The sequence below is a fragment of the Brevundimonas sp. Bb-A genome (assembly GCF_009394735.1).
In the GTDB taxonomy this organism is placed as follows: domain Bacteria; phylum Pseudomonadota; class Alphaproteobacteria; order Caulobacterales; family Caulobacteraceae; genus Brevundimonas; species Brevundimonas aurantiaca.
The window spans coordinates 2,939,641-2,964,286 of record NZ_CP045456.1 but is presented as its reverse complement, the minus strand read 5'-3'; the positions used below and the strand labels follow the sequence as shown (position 1 = coordinate 2,964,286).

Genomic DNA, 24,646 nt, shown 5'->3' with positions numbered 1-24,646 from the left:
GACGTCTCATTTCTTCGCAGGCTTCTCCGCGGTCGGGGCTTGCGGCTGAGACGGCTTGTCCGCCGTCGGCTGCCGCTCCTTCCAAGCGAACAGGTTCCGATTGTTCCAGGCGACGCGGATCGTCGCGGATTTGAACTCTCGCACCGCCACCTCATAGGTGGTGAAGGCGCCCTCATGGCAAGGCGGCAAGGCCAGCCGCATCGCCAGATTGTCCTTGATCAGGAAGGCGGAGATGTCTTCTGGAGACGGCGCGGTTTCAGAATGGAAAAGGAACCTCAGTTTTACGTTCGTCACCGGATATCGCATCGAAGATATGGAGTAGAACGGTTCTTTTGCGTTGTATTCATCGACCAGATGAATGACAGTCGTTCTCTTGACGATCACATTGAAGAATGCGCCGAAATTCTTGTAAATCGAATGTACTACCTGGTTGGGCAGTATGGTTATGAGCGGATTTCGAGGCAGGGATTCGTTGTAGATCTCGATCACATTGATCGATTTTTCGTTGCCCTGCTTTATGATTTCCCCCTTGATCGAGCGATGTCCGACCTGGGCGTCAAAGACTTGGTGGTCGGGGTCTATCGACGCCTTTTCCCCATCCACCTTGGTGGTCGAATGATAGGCGCCCACGTCGGGTTGGTTGGCGTGGAAGAATTGCTTCCTCGTCAAAATTGCCCGCTTCATGTCGGGCTCGGCGAAGCTTAGGGTGACGTCGGTCTCCAAAACCGACAGTGGGACGCGCGCATTGTCCCAGTATTCGATCGCCTGTCGAACCCAGATGCCCAGCACCACCAAGGGTATGACGCTCGCCGCCAAGAACAGATAGCCGCCGATCGGCACGTCTGGATAGATCGGCGTCGGGATTTGCAGGAGGGCGATGAAGGTGTCGACGGCGTCGTGGGTGCAGACCTTGGGCAGTTCGCCTGCTTGGCCCGCCGCAACAGCGTTCAGCCGGTGGGCCAAGGCAGGATCGCTGATCGCCACGCATTTTCCATACTCTCGGATCGGCGGCCAAAAGATCGCCGCCCAGCCCGCGATCCAGGTTATGGCGCCCGCCAACCAACCCAGCCTGTCCCACCACCTGCCTTTGAACATCACGCGCCTCCCGGTGGCATAAAGCTCGTTTTCAGCGAACGCGGCAATCCAAAAAGGAAGGGCCAAAAAGCAAAAAGGACAGGGCTGGTGAGGCCCTGTCCCTTTCACTCGCCGTTCGGCGAAAAACCAGCAGCCCGCTGGCGGGGCTTAGATCGTTTCGGTCGCACGCATACTCATTGCCTCGCTTCCAGAGTCGGAAAATACCGACGTTCAGAGCCTAACGGCCCATGATTAAGAAAATCCCTTCGCCGCCGCCGTGTTCCCGACGGTTGGAAGAGAGAGAAGTGGGTGTTCGACATCGACCGCACAAGCGATCTGCTGTTTGACTACTTGTGTTCGGCCGTTTCGGCTAGACCCCTGAGGGCTGAGAAATTCAGAGAAAGAAGTCCCGTGGTAGGCCCGGAGGGACTCGAACCCCCAACCAGACCGTTATGAGCGGTCGGCTCTAACCATTGAGCTACAGGCCCCCAGGGACGCGGCCGAGAGGCGCGGCGCGGCGGGAGGAACGGCCTAGCAGGGGAGGGCGCGGCTTGCCAAGGGCCTGATCTTCGCCGCGTCCGTTTCGGCGAATTCATCAAGATGAACGGAAACCGACATCGACGACCGGACGTTCGTTCAGGCGTAAAAGGCCAAGGTTACGGCCATGGATCGACGACCCCGTCGGTCGGGATCTTCCACGGAGACATCTTCATGAAACGCGCCTTCCAATCCCTGATGCTGGGCGGGGCCCTGACGGCCGCTGCGGTGATGGGCGCCGTCGCGCCGGCTGCGGCCCAGACGGTCCAGCCGGGCGTCCAAATGATGCAGCCTCCGCCCTCGCTGAACCTGTCGGCCTATGGCGAGGTCAAGGCCGCGCCGGACATGGCGACCATCAGTTTCGGCGTCCAGACCGAGGCGGCGACGGCCCAGGAGGCGATGCGCGACAATGCGACCCGCATGACCCAGGTCATGGCCGCCCTGCGCCGCGCCGGGATCGCCGAGCGCGATGTCCAGACCTCGGGCCTGAACCTGTCGGCGCAATATGACTATCAGCAGAACGAACCGCCCAAGCTGCGCGGCTATCAGGCCGTGAATCGGGTGACGGTGACGATCAACGACCTGACCAAGGTCGGGACCACCGCCGACGCCGTGGTGGCCGCCGGGGTCAATCAGATCGACGGCATCAGCTTCGGCCTGAAGGATCCCTCGGCGGCCGAGGACCAGGCGCGCCGACTGGCCGTGCAGGCGCTTCAGGCCAAGGCCCAGCTGTACGCCCAGGCCCTGAACGTCCAGCTGGCGGGCATCCGCAACCTGAGCGAAGGCGGCGGCTATGCGCCCCAGCCGCCGCAGCCGATGTTCGCCTCCCGCGCCGTGGCGCTGGAAAGCCGCGACAGCACGCCGGTGGCCGCCGGCGAACTGATGGTGCGGATCGACATCACCGGCGTCTACGACATCGCCCGCTGATCCCGGGTGCAGAATGAGAAAGGCCCGCCGTCGCCGGCGGGCCTTTTTTGCATCGGCGACGATCTCGGCTCAGGCCGGGCGCTTGATCTCGTTATCATCGTCCAGCAGCACGACATTGGGCGTCCACTGGCGGGCTTCTTCCTGGGGCAGCTGGCCGTAGGTGACGACGATCACCTTGTCGTTCTTCTGGACCAGGCGCGCGGCGGCGCCGTTGACGCCGATGACCCTGGAGCCGCGCGGGGCCTCTATGGCGTAGGTGGTGAAACGGGCGCCGTTGGTGATGTTCAGCACATCGACCTGTTCGTTAGGATAGATTCCGGCCGCGTCCAGCAGGTCCATGTCGATGGCGATCGACCCCTCGTAATCGAGGTCGGCCTGGGTCACCGTGGCCCGGTGCAGCTTGGACTTCATCAGGGTGACCAGCATGGACGGCGGTCTCCGAAATAGGACACGGGGCGATAGGCCCCCGCTCGCAGGCGGCTCATATAGGGATTTCCGCCCTCCGCATCAATCGCGGCGCCGCATCGCAACCGCGGCCGTGTGCGGCGCCGAACTGCGCCCGCACGTTGCACGACGTTCATTTGACGGTGACCGTTCCCGCTCTATGGTGCGGCTGAGCCATTCCGGCCTCTTGCGAGCGCGCCTTTTCCCATGAAGCAATTCTTTCTGACGGTTCTGGGTGTCTTCACCGGACTGATCCTGTTCGTCGTCGTGGTCCCGGTCGTTCTGCTGACGGTCGCCATCGCCGGCGCCTCCAAGCCGACGACGCCCGCGACCATGGTGCTGGAACTGGACCTGCGCGAGGGGATCAGCGACCAGCCCTCGACCAATCCGTTCGCGGCCTTCGGGGGATCGGGCCTGTCGGTGACCCAGGTGGTGGACGGTCTGGCCCAGGCCCAGGAGGACGCCGGCGTCAAGGCCGTGCTGGTCCGCCTGCCGGAAAGCGGCATGACCCCGGCCTCGGCGGATGAGCTGCGCCAGGCGATCCGCCGCTTCCGCGCCTCGGGCAAGCCGGTCATCGCTCACAGCCAGGGCTTCGCCCCTGCGGGCGCGGTGATGTCCACCTATATGGTCGGCGCCTCGGCGTCTGAACTGTGGATGCAGAACACCGCCGGCTTCCAGGCCACCGGCTTCTCGGCCGACAGTCTGTTCCTGGGCCGGGCGTTCGACAAATACGGCGTCCGCGCCGATTTCGAGCAGCGCTACGAATACAAGAACGCCGTCAACGAATATACCCAGAGCGACTACACCCCCGCCCACCGCGAGGCCATGACGGCCTGGATGACGTCGCTGTACGACAGCGCCCTGGCCAACGCCGCCCAGGACCGCAAGACGACCTCGGCCGCCCTGAAGACGGTGATCGAGGCCGGCCCCTATTCGGCGGAACAGGCCCTTTCGAACAAGCTGGTCGACAAGATCGGCCAGGTCGAGGAGGCCGAGGCCGAGATCAAGCGCCGCGCCGGCAAGGGCGCCGAGATCGTCGAATTCGGCAAATACGTCTCTGAAAAGGGCGAACGGACCGGATCGGGCCGCAACGCCATAGCCATCGTCGGCGGGGAAGGGGCGATCGTGACCGGCCGCAGCGACGGCGGCGGCTTCGGCGGCGGCTCCTCCATCCATTCGGACGATACGGCCGAAGCCATCTATGACGCCATTGAGGACAAGAGCGTGAAGGCCATCGTCTTCCGTGTCTCCTCGCCCGGCGGCTCGCCCGAGGCGTCGGAACAGATCCTGGCGGCGGTGCGCGCGGCCAAGGCCGCCGGCAAGCCGGTGGTGGTCTCCATGGGCGCCTACGCCGCCTCCGGCGGCTATTGGATCAGCTCTGAAGCCGACTGGATCGTGGCCCAGCCCTCGACCCTGACCGGCTCCATCGGCGTGTTCGGCGGCAAGTTCGTGATCGCCGACGCCCTGGGCCGGTTCGGCGTGGACATGCGCGAGCTGACCGTGGGTGGTTCCTACGCCGACGCCTTCTCCCCGACCCAGCCCTTCACCAACAGCCAGCGCGCGGCCTTTGCGGCCTCGATGGACCGGATCTACGACGACTTCATCACGCGCGTCGCCACCGGCCGCAAGCTGGAGCCGGCGCGGGTGCGCGAGATCGCCAGGGGCCGGGTCTGGACCGGCGCCCAGGCCCTGCCTCTGGGTCTGGTCGATCAGCTGGGCGGGCTGAACGAGGCGGTGGCCAAGGCCAAGGCCCTGGCCAAGATTCCGGCCGGCGAGTCGGTCCGCTTCAAACATTTCCCCAAGCAGAAGTCGCCGTGGGAGGCCCTGTCGGAAATGTTCGGGGTCCAGAGCGAGGCGGCCCAGGCCCTGGTCATGCTGGGCGGGGTCATGGCCGACCCTCAGGCCCAGGCCGTCATGCGCCGCATCGAAGGCGAGCGGATGCGCAGCGAGGGCGCGGTCGTCCTGGCCGATCAGCCGGTCTTCTGAAGGAGGCGTGACGATCCATCGCACACAGGCGTGAGGGGGCGCTCCATTGACCGCACGGCTCAATGGACCGACATTGAGGCTTGGGCGTTCTGCGGAACGTCTGAAAGGATGATCCATGTTCCAGTCTGAACGTCTCGCCTCCCTGGGCGTCGCGGCCCGTCGCCGGCCCAACGGCCTGGTGGCCTCCATCCTGTGGGTCGCCAGCCTGATCGCCGCCGTCGCCGCCATGGCGGTGGGCGCGGTTCTGGCCGTCTTCACCGCCGCCGCGGTGGCCGTGATCGCCCTGTTCGCCGGCGTGCTGGTCTTTCTGGCGGGTCTGGCCATGCGGGCGCGCCGCAACCTGACACCGCGCCGCTGCGCCGGAGACCCCGAGCTGATCGAGGCGCACAAGGTCAACGGCACTTGGGTCGCCTACGGCTGGGACCGCCACGGCCGCTGAGGCCCCCTGAACCATGGTTGAGCTGATCGCGGCGCCCTCGCCGAACTTCGATGCGCGCCGCGCGCCGCCCGATATGCTGGTGCTGCACTATACCGGGATGGAGACCGGCGAGGCCGCCATGGCCCGTCTGCGCGACCCGGAGGCCAAGGTCTCGGCCCATTATCTGGTCGAGGAGGACGGTCGCATCTTCCAACTCGTGCCCGAGGAACGGCGCGCCTGGCACGCCGGTCGGGGCGTCTGGCGGGGCGAGGACGACTGCAACGCCGTCTCCATCGGCATAGAGATCGTCAATCCGGGCCATGAGTTCGGCTATCGCCCCTTTCCCGAGGCCCAGATCGCCGCGGTGATCGCCCTGATCGGCGAGATTCGCCAGCGCTGGACCATTCCGGACAACCGCATCATCGGCCATTCCGACCTGGCGCCGGATCGCAAGGCCGATCCCGGCGAACTCTTTCCGTGGAAGCGGCTGGCCGAGGCCGGACACGGCCTGTGGTTCGAACCGGCGCCCGAACGGATCAAGGCCCTGGGCGGCCTACTGCAGAAGGGAGACCAGGGGATCGGGGTCGTGGTCCTGCGCGCCGGCCTGCACCGGCTGGGCTATGGGCTGGCGCCCGGCGGCGACTATGACGCCGAGACCGAGACCACCGTCCGCGCCTTCCAGCGCCACTGGCGGCCCGGGCGCGTCGACGGCGTCGCCGACGGCGAGACCCGCGCCCGTCTGGTCGGCCTGCTGCAGCTGGCCAGCGTCGAGAGCGTCACGGGCGTGCTGGATTAGTAGGTTCGCGCGCGCGCCGTCGCCGCCAGCAGTCCGACCCCCAGCCAGGCGCCCAGGATCGGGCTCATGCCCACCCCGACCAAGGGAACCGGAAAGGCGCCGAACAAGGGCGTGACCGCCCAGGCGGCCAGACACAGGCTCAGTGCGGCGCCGGCCAGCTTCAGTCTGGCGTCAGGCCGGGTCAGGGTGGCCGGAACCGCTGCGAAGACGGCCAGAAGGATCAGGGCCAGACTGCCGATCAGGGGCGAGATCTGGAAGGCCAGGCCGACGATCTCCTCAACCTCCGCGACCGGCTGCAACGGATCAGGCCGCATCCAGGCCGCCGCAGCCGCAAGTCCGGCGAACAGGATCAAGCCGGCCTTCACTCCGCGGCCGGGCGCGCGAACGGCGGCGACCAGGATCAGAACCGCCGCCAGTGTCGTGGTCTGAGAAGCGTCCGGCTGGGCGACCAGCAGGATCAGGGCTGCGACGGCGGCGCCCCAGATCGCCCGACGATCCTCGGCCGCCGCCAGCACGACCGACAGGGACGGCAGGACGACCATGGCGATATTGACGTGCAGCGGCCCGGCGTCGATCCAGCGATGCACCCCTTCCTGGGCTGGATTGAAGAAGCTGGCCGCCAGCCCCGCCACGGCCAGTCCGGCGACCGCCAGCGCCGCCCCCGGCGAGACGATGCGCCGCCCCGCCGCCGCCAGGGCAGCGGCGATCACCGCCCCGACCAGCCAGGCCGCCAGGTTCCGTCCCCAGGAGGCCGCCGATACGCCGCTGAGGGCGCAGACGGCGGCGCCCAATCCCACAGCGGCCAGGGACGCCAGGCCGAATACCGCCATCAGCCGCACGCTCTTGTTCGTCGCCGTCTTCGTCATGGTCTCGCCCCTCCAGCCACGCCCAGCAGTCACGGCGCCCCCGGTCTCGTCAAGCCGCGAATGATCCGCCCGCTGTTGACCTGGGCGCCCAGGCGGCGCATCTAGCCCCCGCCAGACGGCCGGGCGGTCGCGGCGGACTCCGCGTCCGTCGAGGAAAGTCCGGGCTCCACGGTGAAAAGGCGGCGGATAACTTCCGCCCGGGGCGACCCGAGGGATAGCGCCACAGAAAGCAAACCGCCTCCCGTTCGCGGGCGGCAAGGGTGAAAGGGTGGGGTAAGAGCCCACCGCGGACCTGGCGACAGGGACGGCATGGCAAGCCCCGCCTGGAGCAAGACCAAATAGGGACATCGTGCGGGGTTCGCCTCGCGGGGCTCACCGCCCTGGATGTCCGGGTAGGTCGCGAGAACCGTTCAGCAATGGACGGTCCAGAGGAATGATCGTCGCCGTCCTTTCGGGGCGGAACAAAACCCGGCTTACAGGCCGTCTGGCATATCTTTTTTGAGGGCCTATCGGCCTTCGGCCTGCTTGAGGCGGTTCTTTGGCCTACCGGCCTTCGGCCTGATTGAGGCCGGTCATTCGGCGCCGGTTTGCGCTTCCATCCCCATCTTTCGCCGCCGGATCGGACCGTCCACAGGGCGGGGCCCGTTAACCTCTTGTGGGCGCTGGACTGCCTAGACTGATCCACAGCCTGTGAATACTTTGCAAGTTCCGCTTATGTTCTCTCCGTCGGAGCGACTTCAAGTCCAATCGCGTGAAAACATGGTTAAGTAACACTGCTGATCCCATTGAGACCCATTTCATCCCATGCTATCCCACTCTCATGAGATGGGGCTGAGAGGCGGGCGCGGCGGGCGTTCGTCAGGCATCTAAGGGACGGGCCGAAGGGTTCGATTGGGCAGGGCGTGTTTCTCTCGACCTACGAGAAGCAGCTGGACGGCAAACGCCGTCTCCTGATCCCCAATGATTTCCGCACGGCCGAAAACGGCGCGGCCGGCGGCGTCTTCATCTTTCCCTCCATCGAGGCCGACTGTCTGGAAGCGGGCGGCGACCGTCTGTTCGCTGTCTATGCCGAGATGATCGAATCCCTGCCGTTCGGCTCCGAGGAACGTTCGGCCCTGGAATGGCAGGTGATGGGCGAACAGGTCCGCCTGGCCTATGACGCGGGCGGCCGCATCACCCTGCCCGAATCCCTGTGCGCCGAGGCGGGTCTGGAGGACACGGTCGTCATCGTCGGCTTGAACGACCGGTTCCAGATCTGGTCGCGCGAGAAGTGGGCGGCCCGTCGCGCCGAACAGCGCGCCCTGGCCAAGGCCGGCATGGCCCAGATCGGCGCCCTGAAACTGGCGGCCCAGATGAAGCTGGCGGGAGGCGGTTCGTGACTGAAGCGCCCCACGCCCCCGTCCTGCTCGCCGAGGTGATCGAGGCCCTTAAGCCCGCGCCCGGCGAGGTCGTGATCGACGCCACCTTCGGCGCCGGCGGCTATACGCGCGCCATTCTGGCGACCGGCGCCGCGGTGATCGCCCTGGATCGCGATCCGACGGTTCAGCCCCACGCCGACGCCGTGGCCGCCGACTTCCCCGACCGGTTTCAACTGGTCCGCACTCCCTTCTCGGGCCTGGCCCAAGCCTTTGCCGACAGCGGCAAGGCCCGGCTGGACGGCGCCGTCTTCGATATCGGCGTCTCGTCGATGCAGCTGGATCAGGCCGAGCGCGGCTTCTCCTTCATGCGCGACGGGCCGCTGGACATGCGGATGTCCGATGAGGGCGAGACCGCCGCCGACATCGTCAACGGCTGGGACCACGGCCCCCTGGCCCACATCTTTAAACTGTACGGCGAAGAGCGTCAGTCGGGGCGGGTCGCCACCGCCATCCTGCGTCGCCGGGCCGAGCAGCCCTTCACCCGCACCCTGGACCTGGCCGAGGTGGTCGAAAAGGCTTTGGGCGGCCGTCGCGGCGCGCCCATCCATCCGGCGACGCGGGTCTTCCAGGCCCTGCGCATCGCCGTGAACGACGAACTGGGCGAGCTGGAGCGTGGGCTGGAGGCGGCCGAAGCGAGCCTGGCCCCCGGCGGCCGTCTGGCCGTCGTCACCTTCCATTCTCTGGAAGACCGGATCGTGAAGGCCTTCCTGACCGAGCGGACGGGCAATACGCCGGCCGGATCGCGTCACGCCCCCATGGCCGTCGACCCGCGCAAGCCCAGCTTCACCCTTCAATTCAAGGGCGCGCGCGAAGCGGGCGAGGCCGAGCGCGCCGCCAATCCGCGCGCCCGTTCGGCCAAGCTGCGGGCGGCGATCCGCACCGAGGCCCCGGCCTGGGCGCCCGAAAAGACGAGGATGGCGGCATGACCACGGCGCCCTTCTTCGGCTACTCCCGCAACGCCCTGCAGCGGCTGTTCGACTGGAAGATCCGCGGCGTCCGCTGGATCGAGATCATCGGCGTGGCCCTGGTCGCGGTGATGATCGTCTCGGTCTATGCGGCCAAGGCCGCCGCCGCGCGCGAAAGCAGCCGCATCGCCCAGCTGGAACAGGATATCCGCGAAAACCGCCAGCGGGTCCGCCTGCTGCGCGCCGAAGTGGCCCGCCTGGAACAGCCCGCCCGGCTGGAAAATCTGTCGCGCCAGATCGGCATGGCTCCGGTCGACGTTCGTCGCCAGGCCTATGAAGCCCAGTTGCCGCACCTGAAGTCGGCCGCCGCGCCCGCGTCCCCGGCTCAGCCTCAGGCCGCCGCCCCGTCCGCCGACGCCCCATCCGATGAGGCGGCGCAATGACGGTTCAGGATCATCGCTATCACCGGCCGGCGCCGGGCGTGGATCTGCAAGGCCGGTTGTCGCCCTTCTGGCGCTGGCTGTCGGAACTGGTCTGGCGGCTGGAGCACGGCTTCGAACGCGCCCGCGCCGACGCCCGCCCGGAAGAGGACACCCGCGTCCGCATCTTCCTGATCCTGATCGTCTTCTCCTGCGTCTTCGCCGGTCTGGCGCTGGGGGCCTCCTACCGGGCCCTGTTGGCCCCGGCCGGCGCTCGCGGGTCCGGCGCCAGCCCCGACGCCCTGGTGCGCGGCGACCTGACGGACCGCAACGGCGAGCTGCTGGCGATCAACATCGTCCACTATGGCCTCTATATCGACCCGGCGGAGATCTGGGACCGCGGCCTGGCCTATCGCCAGCTGCGCCGCGCCCTGCCGCGCATTCCGGCCGAGCGGCTTCGGCGGGTGCTGGACGGCGACCGCCGCCTGATCGTGCTGACCGGTCTGACGCCCCAGGAGAAGGCCGCCGTCCACGATCTGGCCCTGGGCGGCGTCACCTTCGAGCCCGAAGATCGCCGCGCCTATCCGCTGGGAACCTCGGCCGTTCACCTGATCGGCGACGCCGATACGGGCGGGCAGGGGATCTCCGGCGCCGAACTGGCCTTCAACGACGAGATCCGGGCGGCAGGCCAGCGCGGCGAAAGCTTCCCCCTGTCGATCGACCTGCGGGTGCAGGGGGTGGTCGAGAACGAACTGGCCGCCGCAGCGATCAAGAACCAGGCCAAGGGCGCCGTCGCCATCGTCACCGACGTCCAGACCGGCGAGGTCCTGGCCATGGCCAGCTGGCCCAACTTCAGCCAGTCGAACCGCGGCGCGGCGCCCGACGGCGCGACCCTGAACCGGGCGGTGTCGGGCCACTATGAAATGGGCTCGGTCTTCAAGACCTTCACCGTCGCCGCCGGTCTCGACACCGGCCGGGCCGACATGGGCACCCTGTTCGACGCCTCCGAGGCCTTCCAGATCGGCGACCGCAAGATCAAGGACTTCCATGCCCAGAACCGGGTGATGACGCTGGAAGAGGTCTATCTGCACTCGTCCAACATCGGCACGTCCCAGCTGGCGGTGCAGATGGGGCCGGACACGATGCGCGACTATTTCCGGCGCCTGGGGCTGCTGGACGCCTCCACCATCGAGCTGAAGGAATCGGCCCGACCGGTCCTGCCGCGCCGCTGGGACAACTCGACCCTGGCCTCGCTCTCCTTCGGCTACGGCATCATGATCACCCCGGCCCAAATGGTTCAGGCCATGGGCGCCCTGACCAACGGCGGGCGGATGGTGCCCCTGTCCCTGCGTCGCGGCGGCGCGCGCGGCGCCAAGCCGCAGCAGATCGTCACCGAGGACACCTCGCGCGCCATCCTGGAGCTGATGCGCGCCAATGTGGTCAAGGGCTCGGGAGGCTTCGCCGACGCGCCGGGCCTGCGGGTCGGGGGCAAGACGGGCTCGGCCAACAAGCTGGTCAACGGCCGCTATGACCCCAGCCACGCCCTGGGCTCCTTCGCCGCCGTCTTCCCCGTGGACGGGCCTCTGACCGCCAAACGCTACGCCGTCTTCGTCCTGATGGACGAGCCGGGAACCTATCCCAAGACCGGCGCCTATGTGGCCGCGCCCGCCGTGCGCAACATCGCCGACCGGATCGCCGGCTTCCTGGGCATCGAACGCCGCGCCGACCGCTGGCGCACGGCCTCGGGCGAGAAGATCCCGCAATATCAGGACGTTGAGGGAGACGGGCTGTGAGCGCGCTGCACCTGTCCGACCTGCTGCGCCGTGACCTGGCGTCCGATCCGATCATCACCGGCGTGACCGCCGACAGCCGCAAGGTCGCGCCCGGCGCCCTGTTCGTCGCCCTGCCGGGCACGACGGCCGACGGCCGCGCCTTCATCCCCCAGGCCCTGGCCCAGGGCGCCGCCGCCGTCTTGGCGCCGGCCGATACGCCCGACGGCGTCGCGCCGGTCCTGGTCACCTCGGGCGACGTGCGCCGGACCTACGCCATCGCCGCGCGCGGCTTCTACGGCGCCCAGCCCAAGACCTGCGTGGCGGTGACGGGCACCAACGGCAAGACCTCGGTCGCCGCCTTCTGCCGCCAAATCTGGGCGGGCCTGGGCCACAAGTCGGCCAGCATGGGCACCCTGGGCGTCGTCGGTCAGAAGGGCGACAAGACCTACGCCCTGACCGGGCCCGGCCTGACCAGTCCCGACGCCGCCGAGGCCGCCCGCCTGATGGCCGAACTGGCCGCCAAGAACGTGACCCATGTGGCGGTCGAGGCCTCGTCTCACGGCATCGACCAGCGGCGTCTGGACGGGGTGGCGCTGAAGGCGGCGGCCTTCACCAACCTGACCCAGGACCATCTCGACTATCACGGCACGATGGACGCCTATCGCGCCGCCAAGCTGCGCCTGTTCGAGGCCCTGCTGCCGCGCGGCCGCACGGCGGTGCTGAACGCCGATTCCGACGCCTATTCCGCCTTCGCCGCCGCCTCCATCATGGCGGGCCTGGGGGTCATGGGTGTGGGCGAACGCGGGCGCGACCTGACCCTGATCGGCCGCCAGGCGACGCCGGAGGGCCAGCGCCTGACCCTGGACGTGCAGGGCGAGGTGCGTGACATCCTGTTGCCCCTGGCCGGCGCCTTCCAGGCCTCGAACGCCCTGGTGGCGGCGGGCCTGTGCATCGCCGCCGGCGACCGCCCCGACGCCGTCATCGGCGCCCTGGAAGGCCTGACCGGCGCGCAAGGCCGGCTGCAACGGATCGGCGCCGAGACGGGACGCGGCGAGGTCTATGTCGACTACGCCCATACGCCGGACGGGCTGGAGACGGTGCTGACCGCCCTGCGCCCCCATGCGACCGGCCGTCTGATCGTGGTCTTCGGCGCCGGCGGCGACCGGGATCGCGGCAAACGGCCCCTGATGGGCGAGATCGCGGCGCGTCTGGCCGACGTCGCCATCGTCACCGACGACAATCCCCGCTCGGAAGACCCCGCCTCCATCCGCGCCCAGGTCCGCACCGGCTGCCCCGATGCGCTGGAGATCGGCGACCGCCGCGCGGCCATTGAAGCCGCCATCGAAATGATGCGCGACGGGGATGTGGTGGTGATCGCCGGAAAAGGGCATGAACAGGGCCAGATCGTCGGCGGGACGACTCATCCCTTCGACGACGCCACCGTCGCGTCCGAGGCCCTGTCTTTGTATGCCTGATACACCCGCCCGCCCGCTCTGGACGGCCGCCGAGATCGCCGCCGCCACGGGCGGCGTGCTGCACGGCGACGACCGCCCCGTCACGGGCCTGACCTACAACAGCCGCGAGATCGTCCCCGGCGACCTTTTCCTGGCCCTGAAGGGCGCGCGCGACGGGCATGAGTTCGCAGCCTCCGCCTTCGCCGCCGGCGCGGCGGCCGCCCTGGTCGACCGACCGGTCGAGGGCGGACCCTATGTCGTGGTCCCCGACACCCTGCACGGGCTGGAGGCCCTGGGCGTCGCCGCCCGCGAGCGTGCGCCCCAGGTCAAGCGCGGCGCCGTCACCGGCAGCGTCGGCAAGACCAGCGTGACCCAGGCGATCAAGGCGGGGCTTGATCTGGCCGGCCCCGCCCACGGCTCGATCAAGAGCTACAACAACCATATCGGCGTGCCCCTGACCCTGGCGCGGATGCCGGTCGAGACCCGGCGCGCCGTCTTCGAGATTGGCATGAACGCCCCCGGCGAGATCGCGCCCCTGTCGCGCTTCGTCGCCCCCCACGCGGCCTGCGTCACCACGGTCGGTCCGGTCCATATCGAGGCCTTCTCGGATGGAGAGGCGGGGGTGGCGCGCGAAAAGGCCTCCATCTTCCAGGGTCTGATCCCCGGCGGGACGGCGGTGGCCAACGGCGACGTCGCCTTTTCCGGCCTGCTGTGTGACGCGGCCCGGGCGGCCGGGGCGCGGCTCGTGACCTTCGGGACCGATCCGGGCCATGACGCCCGCCTCAAGGACTTCCGCCCGGACGCCGAGGGGGCGACGGTCTTGGCAGACCTGTTCGGCAAGCCGCTGGAGTATCGTCTGGCCCAGTCCGGCGCCCATTGGGGGCTGAACAGCCTGTGCGTCCTTCTGATGCTGAACGCCCTGGACGTCGAACTGGAGACGGGGCTCCAGGCCCTGGCCGGCTTCCAGCCCCTGGCGGGACGCGGCCAGACCCGCGCCGTCGCCGTCCCCGGCGGCGCCTTCACCCTGATCGACGAGAGCTACAACGCCAATCCCCTGTCGATGACGGCGGGCTTCAAGAGCCTGGGCGCCCGCCCCGCCGCCGGCCGCCGCATCGTGGTCCTGACCGACATGCTGGAGCTGGGCGACCAGAGCCGCGCCCTGCACGAGGGCCTGGCCCAGCCGATCGAGGCGGCGGGCCTGGATCTGGTCCACGCCGCCGGGCCTCAGATGCGCTGGCTCTACGAGGCCCTGCCGACCTCGCGCCGTGGCCTGTGGCGCGAAACCGCCGCCGAACTCGCCGCCGAGGCGTCCGTGCTGGCGGGCCCCGGCGATATCGTCATGGTCAAGGGATCGAACGGGTCCAGGGCGTCCCTGGTCGCCAAGGCCCTGGCCGATCTTCAAACCGCCCCTTCAAGCCCTGACACGCCCCCGGCGCCCCGATAGAGACCCCGCATGTTCTATCTTCTGTACCTCTATTACGCCGACGTCGCGCACCAGTATCCGCTGCTGAACCTGATCCAGTATCAGACCGTCCGCACGGCCCTGGCCCTGGCGACGGCGGCCATCGTCGCCGTGGCCATGGGCAGCCGCTTCATCAACTGGATCCGCGCCAAACAGGGCCGGGGCCAGCCGATCCGCGACGACGGTCCGGTCTCCCACCTGTCCAAGGTCGGCACCCCCACCATGGGCGGGCTGATGATCCTGGCGGGCATCGGCGTGGCCGTCTTCCTGTGGGGCGACCTGACCAATCCCTATATCTGGATCGTCAGCTTCGTGACGGCGGCCTTTGGCGTGTTGGGCTTCATCGACGACTACGCCAAGGTGACCAAACAGACCTCGGCGGGCCTGACTTCGAAACAGAAGCTGGTCGCCCAGACGGCGGTGGCCGTGATCGCCGGCGTCCTGACCGTGCTTTGGATGACCGCCTCGCCGACCTCGCCGGGACTTGAGACCTCGATCGCCTTCCCCTTCTTCAAGGCGGTCCTGCTCAATATCGGCTGGTTCTATGTGGCCTTCGCCGCCTTCACCATCGTCGGCTTCTCCAATGCGGTGAACCTGACCGACGGTCTGGACGGGCTGGCGACCGTGCCGGTGATGATGGCGGCCGGCGCCTTTGGCCTGATCTCCTATCTGGCCGGCAACTTCGTCTTCTCCCAGTATCTGCAGATCCACCACGTCCCGGGCGCCGGCGAACTGGCCATCTTCTGCGCCGCCATGATCGGCGGGGGCGCGGGCTTCCTCTGGTACAACGCCCCCCCGGCCAAGATCTTCATGGGCGACACCGGCTCCCTGGCCCTGGGCGGGGCGCTGGGCGCCATCGCCGTCACCACCAAGCACGAACTGGTGCTGGGCATCGTCGGCGGCCTGTTCGTGATGGAGGCCGCCTCGGTCATGATCCAGGTCGGCTATTACAAGCTGACCAAGAAGCGCATCTTCCTGATGGCCCCGATCCACCACCATTTCGAAAAGATGGGCTGGCCGGAATCCACCGTGGTCATCCGTTTCTGGATCATCGCCGGGGCCCTGGCCCTGCTCGGCCTGTCCACGCTGAAACTGCGTTGACGCCATGATCCCGGTTCCCGGCTATGAGGGCAGGCGGGTCGCGGTCTTCGGCCTGGGACGGTCGGGGATCACGGCGGCGCGCGCCCTGAAGGCCGGGGGCGCGATCCCCGTCCTGTGGGACGACGGCGTCTCGGGCCGGCTTCAGGCCCAGGCCGAGGGCTTCGTGGTCGAGGATCTGACGACCGCCGACTGGTCCGGCTTCGCCGCCCTGGTCCTGTCGCCCGGCGCCCCCCTGACCCATCCCAAGCCGCACTGGACGGTGGACCGCGCACGAGACGCGGGCGTGCCCGTGATCGGCGACGTCGAACTATTCGCCCGCGCGCTGGAGGCCTTGCCTCAGGGGCGGCGGCCGAAAGTCGTCGCCATCACCGGCACCAACGGCAAGTCCACCACCACCGCCCTGATCGGCTGGGTGCTGCAGCAGGCGGGCCTGACCGTCTATGTCGGCGGCAATATCGGCATCGGCGTCCTGGCCCTGCCGGAGTCGACGCCGGGCGCCGTCTATGTGATCGAGGTCTCCAGCTATCAGTTGGACCTGACCACGCGCTTCGCGCCGGACGTGGCGATCCTGACCAATGTCTCGCCCGACCATCTGGACCGCCACGGCGGGATGGAGGGCTATGTCGCGGCCAAGCGGCGGATATTCCAAGCGCAGGGACCGGAGGCGGTGGCGTTGGTGGGGGTCGACGAGGAATGGGGGCAGGGGATCGTCCGCGACCTGGCCTCGCGTGTTCTAACCATTTCTTCCGCTCATCCCGGCGAAAGCCGGGACCCAGTGCTTTCGTCAGGACACGATGCCGGGGATCAGCGTGCTGCCGCATCGCACCCGTCGGAGCGCCCACAGGACTGGGTCCCGGCTTTCGCCGGGATGAGCGGAATAGAGGTGCGATCAACCTCGATAGAGTCGGACGGCGCGATCCTCGCCGACCTCTCCGCCGCCCGCTCGCTGCCCGGCCGTCACAACGCCCAGAACGCCGCCTTCGCCTATGCCGCCGCCCGCGCCCTGGGCGTGTCGCATGAGGCCGCCGTCAAAGGCCTGCTGACCTTCCCCGGCCTGGCCCACCGGATGGAGGCCGTCGGCCATATCGGCCCGGTCCGCTTCATCAACGATTCCAAGGCCACTAACGCCGACGCTGCGCGTCAGGCCCTGTCGAGCTATCCCAAGGTCTTCTGGATCGCGGGCGGCAAGCCCAAGGACGGCGGCATCGACGACCTGACCGACCTCTTCCCGCGCGTGGCCAAGGCCTATCTGATCGGCGAGGCGGCCCAGGCCTTCGCCGACACCCTGGGCGACACGCCCCATGTCATCTCGAAGACCATGGACGCCGCCGTGGCCGCCGCCGCCGCAGACGCCCAGGCTGCGGCGGGCGACCAGATCGTGCTCTTGTCGCCCGCCTGCGCCAGTTTCGACCAGTTCCCCGACTTCGAGGCGCGGGGCGAGGCCTTCCGCGCCGCCGTCCTGGCCCTCGGCGCAACCCCGGAGACAGCCCGATGAGCGCCTCCTACACCCCCGCCTTTTCCCGAAACGACCAGAGCCCGATCGCCCAGTGGTTCTGGACCGTGGACCGCGGCCTCTTGGGCGCGGCGCTTGCCCTGATGGGCCTGGGCGTGGCCCTCAGCTTCGCCTCCAGCCCGGCCGCCATCCTGGCCGATGAATCCATCACCGATCCCTTCCACTATTCCTGGCGGATGATCGTCTTTTCCGGGGTCAGCCTGACCCTGATGCTGACCACCTCGCTGATGTCGCCGCGCGGGGTGCGGCGGATCGCCGTCCTGGCTTTGCTGGGGGCCATCGTCGTGATGATGGCCCTGCCCTTCATCGGCGACACGGTGAAGGGGGCGGCGCGCTGGGTGAATTTCGGCCCCTTCAGCCTGCAGCCCAGCGAGTTCGCCAAACCCGGCCTGATCGTCTTCGCCGCCTGGATGTTCGCCGAGGCGCAGAAGGGCCAGGGGGTGCCGGGCGTCACCATTGCGTTCGGCTTCTACGCCCTGACGGTCTGCCTGCTGCTGATCCAGCCGGACATCGGCCAGACCCTGCTGATCACCACCACCTTCATGGCCGTCTTCTTCATGGCCGGGGTGCCGTTCAAATGGATGGCGGTCCTGGCCAGCGCCGGCATGGCGGGCCTAGTCTCCCTGTATTTCGTCTTCGGCCACATGCGCGACCGCCTCAGCCGCTTCTTCTCGCCCGAGACCACCGACACCCACCAGATCGACGCCGCCGCCGAGGCCATCCGCGCGGGCGGCCTCCTGGGCCGCGGGGTGGGCGAGGGGGTGATGAAGCGCCGGGTGCCGGACCTGCACACCGACTTCATCTATTCCGTCGGCGCCGAAGAGTTCGGCCTGATCCTCAGCCTGATCATCATCGGCCTTTACGCCTTCATCGTCGTCCGGGGCATGCGCCGGGCCATGAAGCTGACCGATCCGTTCGAACAGACGGCCTCGGCGGGCCTCTTCATGCTGATCGGGCTTCAGGCCTGCATCAATGTGGCGGTGAACCTGAACCTGATCCCAACCAAGGGCATGACCCTGCCCTTCGTCAGCTACGGCGGCTCCTCCATGATCGCCATGGGCCTGACCATGGGCTTCGCCCTGGCCCTGACCCGGCGTCGGCCGGGCGCCTATGAGCCGGGCGCCAGCCTGTCGCGGCCGGGGCGGCGGCTGCTTTAGGGCGGCGGCGCGTGAAGGCCCACAACCTGGGTCGTAAACCGCCGTCTTATCAAGGCGCTGACCTCGACCGACCGCCTTCTCCTCATCGCGCCGGAAAACCGTGGCATTCTATGGGACGAAGGGCTCGAACGGCCCAACCGGACAGTCCGGACACATCGGACACATCGGACACATCGGACACTCTTTTTTCCGCCCGCCGTCCTCAGACCGGACAAATCGGACTATTCAGACACTGTTTTTTCCGGAGGCCCCATGTCCAAACTCTGCGTCGTCGCCGCCGGCGGCACCGGCGGCCACATGTTCCCCGCCGAGGCGCTGGCGCGGGAGCTGGCCGGGCGCGGCTGGCGCGTGGTCCTGGCGACCGATCATCGGGGCGAGCAGTACGCCCACGCCTTTCCGGCCGAGGAACGGCTGGCCCTGGACGCCGCGACCGGCGCCGGCCCCCTGGGCCTGATCAAGGCCGGGGTGCAAATCTTCAAGGGCGTCATGCAGGCGCGGGCCGCCTTCGACCGGCTGGGCGCCGACGTCGTGGTGGGCTTCGGCGGCTATCCTTCGGCCCCGGCCCTGGTCGCGGCGGTGACGTCGCAGCGGCCGACCGTCATCCATGAGCAGAACGCCGTCCTGGGCCGAACCAACCGCATACTGGCCCCCTATGTGGGACAGGTGGCCTCGTCCTTCCCGACCCTGGAACGGGCGCCGGCCCAGGTTCAGGGACGGTCCCACGTCGTCGGCTCGCCCGTGCGCGCCGACATCCGCGCCCTGTTCGATCGCCCCTATGTCGCCCCCGCCGAAGGCGGCCCCATCCAGGTTCTGGTGACGGGCGGCAGCCAGGGCGCCCGCATCCTGTCGGAGACCACCCCCCGGGCGCTTGCGGCCCTGCCCGAGGCGCTGCGGCGGCGGCTGAAGGTTCAGCAGCAGTCGCGGCCAGAGACCCTGGAAACCGCCCGCCAAATCTACCTGGAGGCCGGGATCGAGGCCGAGGTCGCCCCCTTCTTCCGCGACATGGCTGAACGGCTGTACAAGGCCCATCTGGTGGTCGGCCGCTCCGGCGCCTCGACCTGCGCCGAACTGGCGATCGCGGCCCTGCCTTCGGTCCTGATCCCGCTCAAGATCGCCACCGACGACCACCAGCGCCTGAACGCCAAGGCCCTGACCGAAGCCGGGGCGGCGGAGGTCATTCTGGAGGACGCGCTGACCGTCGAGAGCTTGACCGCAGCCCTGGATCGCGTCCTGTCCGATTCAGCCCGCCTGGCCGCCATGTCCGCCGCCGCTCGCTCGGTCGCCATCCCCGACGCCGCCGAACGCCTGGCGGACTTGGTCGAGGCGACGGCGGGGGCCGCCTAAGACCGACAACCGTCTCGCTTGTCGCGCGTTTAGGAGCCCATGCCCCCCGAAATCATCGCCCTGACCCGTCAAGTCCGCGCATTGTGGCGTCAGTTCGACTGGCTTCCCGAATGGGCGGTGATCGGCCTCGTCCTGCTGGTCTTCGTCGGCGGCGGCTGGCTGACGCACAAGGTCGTCTTTGCGGTCCTGCGCCGCATGGTCAGGAACAAGGACGTCTTCTGGCGCGGGATCGTCGAGCGGGCGCGGGTCAAGCTGCGGGTGCTGATCATCATCATCGGCGTCGGCATCGGCGTGACCGTGTCGCCGATGCATCCCGAACCCTCGGCCGACATCCGTGCGGTGCTGCTGTTCCTCTCCATCCTGACGCTGGGCTGGATGGCCTCGGGGGTGCTCGACATGTGGTCGGTCATGCATCTGAAGCGGTACAATATCGCCGTCGAGGACAATCTGCTCGCCCGCAAACACCTGACCCAGACCCGCATCCTTCAGCGGGTCGCCAAGGTGATCCTGTTCATCGTCACCGTGGGCCTGGCCCTGATGACCATCTCCGGCTTCCGCCAGTGGGGCGTCAGCCTGCTGGCCTCGGCCGGCGTCGTCGGCATCATCGCCGGTCTGGCCCTCCAGCCGATCCTGACGAACATGGTCGCCGGCATCCAGATCGCCCTGACCCAGCCGATCCGCCTGGACGACGCCGTCATCGTCGAGAACGAGTGGGGTAATGTGGAGGAGATCACCGCCACCTATGTGGTGGTCAAGCTGTGGGACTGGCGGCGTATGGTCCTGCCCCTGTCCTATTTCATCACCAAGCCCTTCCAGAACTGGACGCGCGAGAACGCCCGCCTGATCGGCACGGCCTTCTTCTACGTCGATTACGAGGCCCCGATTGATAAGCTGCGCGAGGCTTTCGAGGGGATCGTCAAGAACTCTAAGCTCTGGGACGGCGACGTCCAGGTCATGCAGGTGACCGACATCACCGAACGGGTGCTTCAGGTCCGCTGCCTGGCCAGCGCCCGCTCGGCCCCGGTCGCCTTCGACCTGCGCTGCGAGATTCGCGAGAAACTGATGGCCTTCATGCGCGACCAATGCCGCGAAGCCCTGCCGCGCGACCGCCTGGAATGGCCGCAGGGGGAAGAGCGGCCCCCTAATCTCCCTCCCCGCTCCGGGGAGGGTGGCCGCGCAGCGGCCGGGTGGGGCGGCGTCAGTCCTTCAACGCCGCCTGGCCCCGAGCGATCGCCTGATCCAGCGTGAGGATCTCCCGCGCCGGAGCGCCCCCGCACGCCACGGCCAGCAGCTCCGCCGCATCCCCGCCGGGCGCGGCCTGATAGGCGGGCGCGGGGTCGGGCGTGGCCGGCCCCTCTGTTCCGTCTTCGCGCAGGGAGGCGAAATCCAGCCGGTCCGCCGTCTGCGCCCGGCAATCGAAAACCCAGCGCGACCAGCCGCCGACATAGGTCACGTCCCCCACCTTGAAGCCCGCCTCGGTGACCTGAAGCTCGCGCATCCGGGCCAGGTCTCCGTGCCGCTCGATTGAGGCGACATCGGCGTAGACGGCGAACCGGCCGACGCCGGTCTCGACCAGTTGGGGATCGGCGAATGCGAGCAGCAGGGCGATCATGCGACCAGCGTCTCCGCCTGTTTCAGATCCACGCTGACCAGCTGGCTCATGCCGCGCTCGGGCATGGTGACGCCGTACAGCCGATCCATCCGGCTCATGGTCACCGGGTTGTGGGTGATGACGATGAAGCGGGTGTCGGTCCGCGACCGCATCTCGTGCAGCATCTTGCAGAACCGGTCCACGTTCGCATCGTCCAGCGGGGCGTCCACCTCGTCCAGCACGCAGACGGGGGCGGGGTTGGCCAGGAAGACGCCGAAGATCAGGGCCGCCGCCGTCAGGGCCTGTTCGCCCCCCGACATCAGGCTCATGACCGACAGCCGCTTGCCGGGCGGGCAGGCGTAAATCTCCAGCCCCGCCTCCAGCGGATCGTCGCTCTCCACCAGTTTCAGCTCGGCCTGGCCGCCGTCGAACAGGGCTTCGAACAGGGCCTTGAAGTTGGCGTTGATCACGTCGAAGGCGGCGATCAGCCGTTCGCGCCCCTCGGCGTTCAACTCATCGATCCCGTCGCGCAGCTTGGCGATGGCCTGGGTCAGGTCGATCCGCTCCGACCTCATGCTGTTCAGCCGCTCGCCGTATTCGGTCGCCTCGTCCTCGGCGCGCAGGTTGACGGCGCCCAGGGCCTCGCGCTCGCGCTCCAGCCCGTACAGCAGGCTCTCGGCGCCGGCGGCGTCCGGCGGCCGGGCCACGGCCTCGTCGGTCAGCTTGCGGGCCAGGTCTTCGGGCGACATCTGGGCGGTCTCGCGCAAGGTCGTCTCGGCTTCGGTCAGTTTCTCGGCCGCAGCCTCGGCTCGGGCGGCCAGACCGGCGCGGGCTTCGCGCGCTTGGGAGGCGGCGGTTTCGGCGGCGCGGGCGGCGCGGTCAGCCTCGGCCGCGGCGCTCTCGGCTACAGCCATGGCGTCGGAGGAAGCCTGTTTGCGCTGTTCGGCGGCGGTCAGCGTGTCCAGCAGCTTGCCGCGTTGTTCGGCGAACCCCTGGGGCGCGACCTCGGCCTGTTTCAGCAAGGCGGCCGTCTTTTCAGCGTCCTTCTCCAGCGTGGCCAGCCGGCCGCCGCTGTCCTTGGATCGGGCGATCCAGCCGTCGCGCGCGCGGGTCAGGCCGCCCAGACGTTGCTCGCGTCCCTGGCGGTCGCGGGCCTCGGCGTCACGGTCCGACCGGGCGGTCTGGGCGGCGACGCGGGCGGCTTCCGCGGCGGCGCGGGCGGCGGTCAGATCGTCGCGCAGGCCGGCCAGGGTTTCCGACGGGGCCTCGACCGTCTGTGCGGCCGCCAAAGCGGCTTCAGCCTCGGCCACTTCGGCCGCCAGCCGCGCCAGGGCCTCATCCAGCGCCTGGGCGCGGGCTTCGCGGCGGGTCTGGTCCCGCGTCAGGCTTTCGACGCGGTCGCGGGCGGCGGTCACGGCCTTGTCGAGGGCGAAGGGTTGCAGGCGGGCGGTCTTCACCGCCTCCTCGGCCGCACGGAAGGCTTCGGCCGCCGCCTTCTGCTGGGCCTGAGCCTGCTCAAGGGCCGGCTTGCCCTTGTCGATCTCGGTTTCCAGCTCGGCCAGCCGGGTCCGTTGCGCCAGACGCACGGCGGCGGGACGCGGCGCCTCGGCCCGGCTGACGAAGCCGTCCCAGCGGTACAGGTCGCCCTCGGGCGTCGTCAGACGGGCGCCGACCGGCAGGGTGCGGGCCAGTTCGGCCGCCTGGGCGCGGGAGGCGACGCCGCACTGGGCCAGACGCGCCGCCAACTGGTCGGGAGCCTGGACATGATCCGAAAGCGGTTCGACGCCTGTGGGCCAGACCGGCGGGCGGGGTTCCGCCCCGCCCCAGTAGGCGGCGGCGCGGGCGTCCAGGGCCGCGTCCAGGTCTTCGCCCAAGGCGGCGGCCAGGGCGGCCTCATAGCCTCGGTTTGCGCGGACCTTGTCGAGCGCCGGCGGATGGTCGCGCTTGCCGCCGACCAGCAGCTGGGCCAGGCCGCGCGCCTCGGTCTGTAGCCGGCCCAGCCGGTCCTCGGCGGCGCGGGCGGCGGTGCGGGCCTCCTGCTCGGCGCGGGCCAGGTCGCTGCGGTTGGCCTCGGCCGCCTCGACGGCCTCGCGGGCGGCGGTCAGTTCGGCCTGGGCGGTCTCCAGCGCCTGACGGGCGGCCTCCAGTTCCGGCGTCTCCAGCGGGCCCAGGGTCTCGCGTTCGCGCCTCTCCTGTTCCAGCTGTGCGGCGACGCGGGACAGGCGGGCTTCGGCGTCGCGGCGGCGGGCGGCCTCGGCATTGGCGCGGGCCTCGACGGCCGCGAGGGCGGCGGCCAGGCGTTCGACCTCGGCGTCGGCGGTCTTGCGGGCCTCCTCGGCGGCGGCCAGGGCCTTGTCCAGTTCGGGGCCGCGAGCGGGGGCGGCGGCGATCTCGGCCTGGAGGCGGGCCAGTTCGTGATCCAGCCGGTCCAGCTCGCGCCTGGCGTCGGCGGCCATATTGGTCTCGCGCTCCTTATCGGCGGCGATGCGGGCGGCCTCGGCCTTCAGGCGATCCACCTCGGCGCGGGCGGTCTGTTCGGCCATGTCGAGCCGGTCGCGCTCCAGACTGGCCCGGTGCAGCAGGGCGGAGGCGACGGCGTCCTCTTCCCGCGCCGGCTTCAGCGCCTCCTGGGCGGCGAGGGCGGCGGTCTGGGCGGCGGCGGCGGCGGTCGTCGTCTCGGCCACGGCGCGGTCGGCGGCGCGCAGCTCCAGGGCTGCGGCCTCGGCGGCGATCTGGGCGTCGTTCCAGCGGGCGTAGAGCAGGGCGGCCTGGAGGGCGCGGATCTCGGCGGAGATCTTCTTGTACTTCTCGGCCTGACGGGCTTCGCGCTTCAGCCGATTCAGCGCCGTCTCCAGCTCGCGGCCGATGTCGTCCAGCCGCTCCAGATTGGCCTCGGCCGCCTTCAGGCGAAGCTCCGCCTCGTGACGGCGGGTGTGCAGGCCGGCGACGCCGCCCGCTTCCTCAAGGATCCGGCGGCGGTTCTGGGGCTTGGCGGCGATCAACTCGCTGATCTGGCCCTGGCGGACCAGGGCGGGGGAGTTGGCGCCGGTCGAGGCGTCGGCGAACAGCAGCTGAACGTCGCGGGCGCGCACCTCCTTGCCGTTGATCCGATAGGTCGAACCCTGGCCCCGGTCGATACGGCGCGACACCTCCAGCACCGGGCTGTCGGTGAAGGGCTGGGGCGCGCGACGTTGCGCATTGTCGATGGTCAGCTGGACTTCGGCGTGGCTGCGCGGGGGGCGGCCCGCTGCGCCGGCGAAGATGACGTCGTCCATCCCCTGACCGCGCATGGCCTTGGCCGAGTTGGCGCCCATGACCCAGCGCAGGCTCTCAAGGACGTTGGACTTGCCGCAGCCGTTGGGTCCGACGATGCCGGTCAGGCCGGATTCGATGTGCACCTCCGCCGGATCGACGAACGACTTGAAGCCGACGAGCCGGAGGCGCTGGAACTGCATCGGTCCT

21 protein-coding genes, 1 tRNA gene and 1 other RNA gene are annotated in these 24,646 nt (G+C 69.0%); 16 read left to right on the top strand and 7 right to left on the bottom strand.

From position 1 onward, the window contains the following. Window positions 1–6 precede the first annotated feature (6 nt). A complete protein-coding gene (locus BSP_RS14620) occupies window positions 7–1,095 on the bottom strand; it encodes a hypothetical protein (RefSeq protein WP_054766452.1) in 1,089 nt (362 codons plus the stop codon). Window positions 1,096–1,486: 391 nt separating this feature from the next. Continuing rightward, window positions 1,487–1,562, bottom strand: a tRNA-Ile gene (locus BSP_RS14615). A gap of 223 nt (window positions 1,563–1,785) precedes the next feature. Between BSP_RS14615 and BSP_RS14610 the strand changes: the two genes are divergently transcribed. Next, window positions 1,786–2,538 (top strand): SIMPL domain-containing protein, encoded by a 753-nt coding sequence (locus tag BSP_RS14610; protein WP_152950812.1) that lies wholly within the window; start codon window positions 1,786–1,788, stop codon window positions 2,536–2,538. A gap of 69 nt (window positions 2,539–2,607) precedes the next feature. Here BSP_RS14610 and panD read toward each other — a convergent pair whose 3' ends face one another. Further along, the gene (panD, locus tag BSP_RS14605; protein ID WP_152950811.1) at window positions 2,608–2,964 is read right to left on the bottom strand and encodes an aspartate 1-decarboxylase; all 357 of its coding nucleotides are present in this window, start codon (window positions 2,962–2,964) and stop codon (window positions 2,608–2,610) included. A 225-nt stretch (window positions 2,965–3,189) separates the two neighbouring features. On the opposite strand from panD, the gene sppA reads away from it, so the two are divergent. From sppA to BSP_RS14590, 3 genes are all read left to right on the top strand, one after another. Beyond that, complete coding sequence (gene sppA / locus BSP_RS14600; protein ID WP_152950810.1) at window positions 3,190–4,968, top strand: signal peptide peptidase SppA; 1,779 nt, start codon at window positions 3,190–3,192, stop codon at window positions 4,966–4,968. Between the two features lie 115 nt (window positions 4,969–5,083). Continuing rightward, entirely contained in the window at window positions 5,084–5,407 is a 324-nt protein-coding gene (locus tag BSP_RS14595) for a hypothetical protein (protein ID WP_152950809.1), read from the top strand. A 13-nt stretch (window positions 5,408–5,420) separates the two neighbouring features. Next, the gene (locus BSP_RS14590) at window positions 5,421–6,182 is read left to right on the top strand and encodes an N-acetylmuramoyl-L-alanine amidase (protein WP_152950808.1); all 762 of its coding nucleotides are present in this window, start codon (window positions 5,421–5,423) and stop codon (window positions 6,180–6,182) included. On the opposite strand, the gene BSP_RS14585 is transcribed toward BSP_RS14590, so the two are convergent. Next, on the bottom strand, window positions 6,179–7,048 hold the full coding sequence (locus tag BSP_RS14585) for a hypothetical protein (protein ID WP_152950807.1): 870 nt from the start codon (window positions 7,046–7,048) through the stop codon (window positions 6,179–6,181). The genes BSP_RS14590 and BSP_RS14585 overlap by 4 nt on opposite strands. A 111-nt stretch (window positions 7,049–7,159) precedes the next feature. Between BSP_RS14585 and rnpB the strand changes: the two genes are divergently transcribed. Then, window positions 7,160–7,540: RNase P RNA component class A (gene rnpB, locus BSP_RS14580), an RNA gene on the top strand. A 571-nt stretch (window positions 7,541–8,111) separates the two neighbouring features. Here rnpB and BSP_RS16670 read toward each other — a convergent pair. Continuing rightward, window positions 8,112–8,180 (bottom strand): hypothetical protein, encoded by a 69-nt coding sequence (locus tag BSP_RS16670; protein WP_353781517.1) that lies wholly within the window; start codon window positions 8,178–8,180, stop codon window positions 8,112–8,114. Here BSP_RS16670 and BSP_RS16665 point away from each other — a divergent pair. The 11 genes from BSP_RS16665 to BSP_RS14525 all read left to right on the top strand — a co-directional run bounded on the left by BSP_RS16665 (window position 8,179) and on the right by BSP_RS14525 (window position 20,841). Further along, entirely contained in the window at window positions 8,179–8,427 is a 249-nt protein-coding gene (locus tag BSP_RS16665) for a division/cell wall cluster transcriptional repressor MraZ (protein ID WP_353781515.1), read from the top strand. The two genes, BSP_RS16670 and BSP_RS16665, sit on opposite strands and share 2 nt — an antisense overlap. Then, a complete protein-coding gene (gene rsmH / locus BSP_RS14570; protein WP_152950806.1) occupies window positions 8,424–9,392 on the top strand; it encodes a 16S rRNA (cytosine(1402)-N(4))-methyltransferase RsmH in 969 nt (322 codons plus the stop codon). The genes BSP_RS16665 and rsmH overlap by 4 nt, the downstream gene beginning before the upstream one ends. Further along, window positions 9,389–9,814: a cell division protein gene (locus BSP_RS14565; protein ID WP_152950805.1), complete on the top strand. Its 426-nt coding sequence runs from the start codon at window positions 9,389–9,391 to the stop codon at window positions 9,812–9,814. Before rsmH ends, BSP_RS14565 begins: the two co-directional genes overlap by 4 nt. Then, window positions 9,811–11,583 (top strand): penicillin-binding protein 2, encoded by a 1,773-nt coding sequence (locus BSP_RS14560; protein ID WP_152950804.1) that lies wholly within the window; start codon window positions 9,811–9,813, stop codon window positions 11,581–11,583. The genes BSP_RS14565 and BSP_RS14560 overlap by 4 nt, the downstream gene beginning before the upstream one ends. Further along, window positions 11,580–13,037, top strand: a complete 1,458-nt coding sequence (locus BSP_RS14555; RefSeq protein ID WP_152950803.1) for a UDP-N-acetylmuramoyl-L-alanyl-D-glutamate--2,6-diaminopimelate ligase — start codon at window positions 11,580–11,582, stop codon at window positions 13,035–13,037. Before BSP_RS14560 ends, BSP_RS14555 begins: the two co-directional genes overlap by 4 nt. Beyond that, complete coding sequence (gene murF / locus BSP_RS14550; protein WP_152950802.1) at window positions 13,030–14,460, top strand: UDP-N-acetylmuramoyl-tripeptide--D-alanyl-D-alanine ligase; 1,431 nt, start codon at window positions 13,030–13,032, stop codon at window positions 14,458–14,460. Before BSP_RS14555 ends, murF begins: the two co-directional genes overlap by 8 nt. A gap of 9 nt (window positions 14,461–14,469) precedes the next feature. After that, window positions 14,470–15,579, top strand: a complete 1,110-nt coding sequence (gene mraY / locus BSP_RS14545; RefSeq protein WP_152950801.1) for a phospho-N-acetylmuramoyl-pentapeptide-transferase — start codon at window positions 14,470–14,472, stop codon at window positions 15,577–15,579. A 4-nt stretch (window positions 15,580–15,583) separates the two neighbouring features. After that, entirely contained in the window at window positions 15,584–17,074 is a 1,491-nt protein-coding gene (murD, locus tag BSP_RS14540; RefSeq protein ID WP_152950800.1) for a UDP-N-acetylmuramoyl-L-alanine--D-glutamate ligase, read from the top strand. Further along, complete coding sequence (locus tag BSP_RS14535) at window positions 17,071–18,249, top strand: putative peptidoglycan glycosyltransferase FtsW (protein WP_152950799.1); 1,179 nt, start codon at window positions 17,071–17,073, stop codon at window positions 18,247–18,249. Before murD ends, BSP_RS14535 begins: the two co-directional genes overlap by 4 nt. Window positions 18,250–18,501: 252 nt before the next feature. After that, window positions 18,502–19,593: an undecaprenyldiphospho-muramoylpentapeptide beta-N-acetylglucosaminyltransferase gene (gene murG / locus BSP_RS14530; RefSeq protein ID WP_152950798.1), complete on the top strand. Its 1,092-nt coding sequence runs from the start codon at window positions 18,502–18,504 to the stop codon at window positions 19,591–19,593. Between the two features lie 39 nt (window positions 19,594–19,632). Continuing rightward, a complete protein-coding gene (locus BSP_RS14525) occupies window positions 19,633–20,841 on the top strand; it encodes a mechanosensitive ion channel family protein (RefSeq protein ID WP_227975978.1) in 1,209 nt (402 codons plus the stop codon). Here BSP_RS14525 and BSP_RS14520 read toward each other — a convergent pair. Then, complete coding sequence (locus BSP_RS14520; protein WP_152950797.1) at window positions 20,792–21,205, bottom strand: surface-adhesin E family protein; 414 nt, start codon at window positions 21,203–21,205, stop codon at window positions 20,792–20,794. The two genes, BSP_RS14525 and BSP_RS14520, sit on opposite strands and share 50 nt — an antisense overlap. Beyond that, window positions 21,202–24,639 (bottom strand): AAA family ATPase, encoded by a 3,438-nt coding sequence (locus BSP_RS14515; RefSeq protein ID WP_152950796.1) that lies wholly within the window; start codon window positions 24,637–24,639, stop codon window positions 21,202–21,204. Before BSP_RS14515 ends, BSP_RS14520 begins: the two co-directional genes overlap by 4 nt. Between the last annotated feature and the right edge of the window lie 7 nt (window positions 24,640–24,646).

Bases quoted from the DNA above. Each gene is read 5' to 3' on its own strand.
- BSP_RS16665 (WP_353781515.1), top strand. From the start codon at position 8,179: ATGGGCGAACAGGTCCGCCTGGCCTATGACGCGGGCGGCCGCATCACC.
- murD (WP_152950800.1), top strand. From the start codon at position 15,584: ATGATCCCGGTTCCCGGCTATGAGGGCAGGCGGGTCGCGGTCTTCGGC.
- BSP_RS14565 (WP_152950805.1), top strand. From the start codon at position 9,389: ATGACCACGGCGCCCTTCTTCGGCTACTCCCGCAACGCCCTGCAGCGG.
- BSP_RS14595 (WP_152950809.1), top strand. From the start codon at position 5,084: ATGTTCCAGTCTGAACGTCTCGCCTCCCTGGGCGTCGCGGCCCGTCGC.
- BSP_RS14525 (WP_227975978.1), top strand. From the start codon at position 19,633: ATGCCCCCCGAAATCATCGCCCTGACCCGTCAAGTCCGCGCATTGTGG.
- BSP_RS14610 (WP_152950812.1), top strand. From the start codon at position 1,786: ATGAAACGCGCCTTCCAATCCCTGATGCTGGGCGGGGCCCTGACGGCC.
- BSP_RS14520 (WP_152950797.1), bottom strand. From the start codon at position 21,205: ATGATCGCCCTGCTGCTCGCATTCGCCGATCCCCAACTGGTCGAGACC.
- BSP_RS14620 (WP_054766452.1), bottom strand. From the start codon at position 1,095: ATGTTCAAAGGCAGGTGGTGGGACAGGCTGGGTTGGTTGGCGGGCGCC.
- BSP_RS14535 (WP_152950799.1), top strand. From the start codon at position 17,071: ATGAGCGCCTCCTACACCCCCGCCTTTTCCCGAAACGACCAGAGCCCG.
- BSP_RS14560 (WP_152950804.1), top strand. From the start codon at position 9,811: ATGACGGTTCAGGATCATCGCTATCACCGGCCGGCGCCGGGCGTGGAT.
- murG (WP_152950798.1), top strand. From the start codon at position 18,502: ATGTCCAAACTCTGCGTCGTCGCCGCCGGCGGCACCGGCGGCCACATG.
- panD (WP_152950811.1), bottom strand. From the start codon at position 2,964: ATGCTGGTCACCCTGATGAAGTCCAAGCTGCACCGGGCCACGGTGACC.
- BSP_RS14515 (WP_152950796.1), bottom strand. From the start codon at position 24,639: ATGCAGTTCCAGCGCCTCCGGCTCGTCGGCTTCAAGTCGTTCGTCGAT.
- BSP_RS14585 (WP_152950807.1), bottom strand. From the start codon at position 7,048: ATGACGAAGACGGCGACGAACAAGAGCGTGCGGCTGATGGCGGTATTC.
- murF (WP_152950802.1), top strand. From the start codon at position 13,030: ATGCCTGATACACCCGCCCGCCCGCTCTGGACGGCCGCCGAGATCGCC.
- sppA (WP_152950810.1), top strand. From the start codon at position 3,190: ATGAAGCAATTCTTTCTGACGGTTCTGGGTGTCTTCACCGGACTGATC.
- mraY (WP_152950801.1), top strand. From the start codon at position 14,470: ATGTTCTATCTTCTGTACCTCTATTACGCCGACGTCGCGCACCAGTAT.
- BSP_RS14590 (WP_152950808.1), top strand. From the start codon at position 5,421: ATGGTTGAGCTGATCGCGGCGCCCTCGCCGAACTTCGATGCGCGCCGC.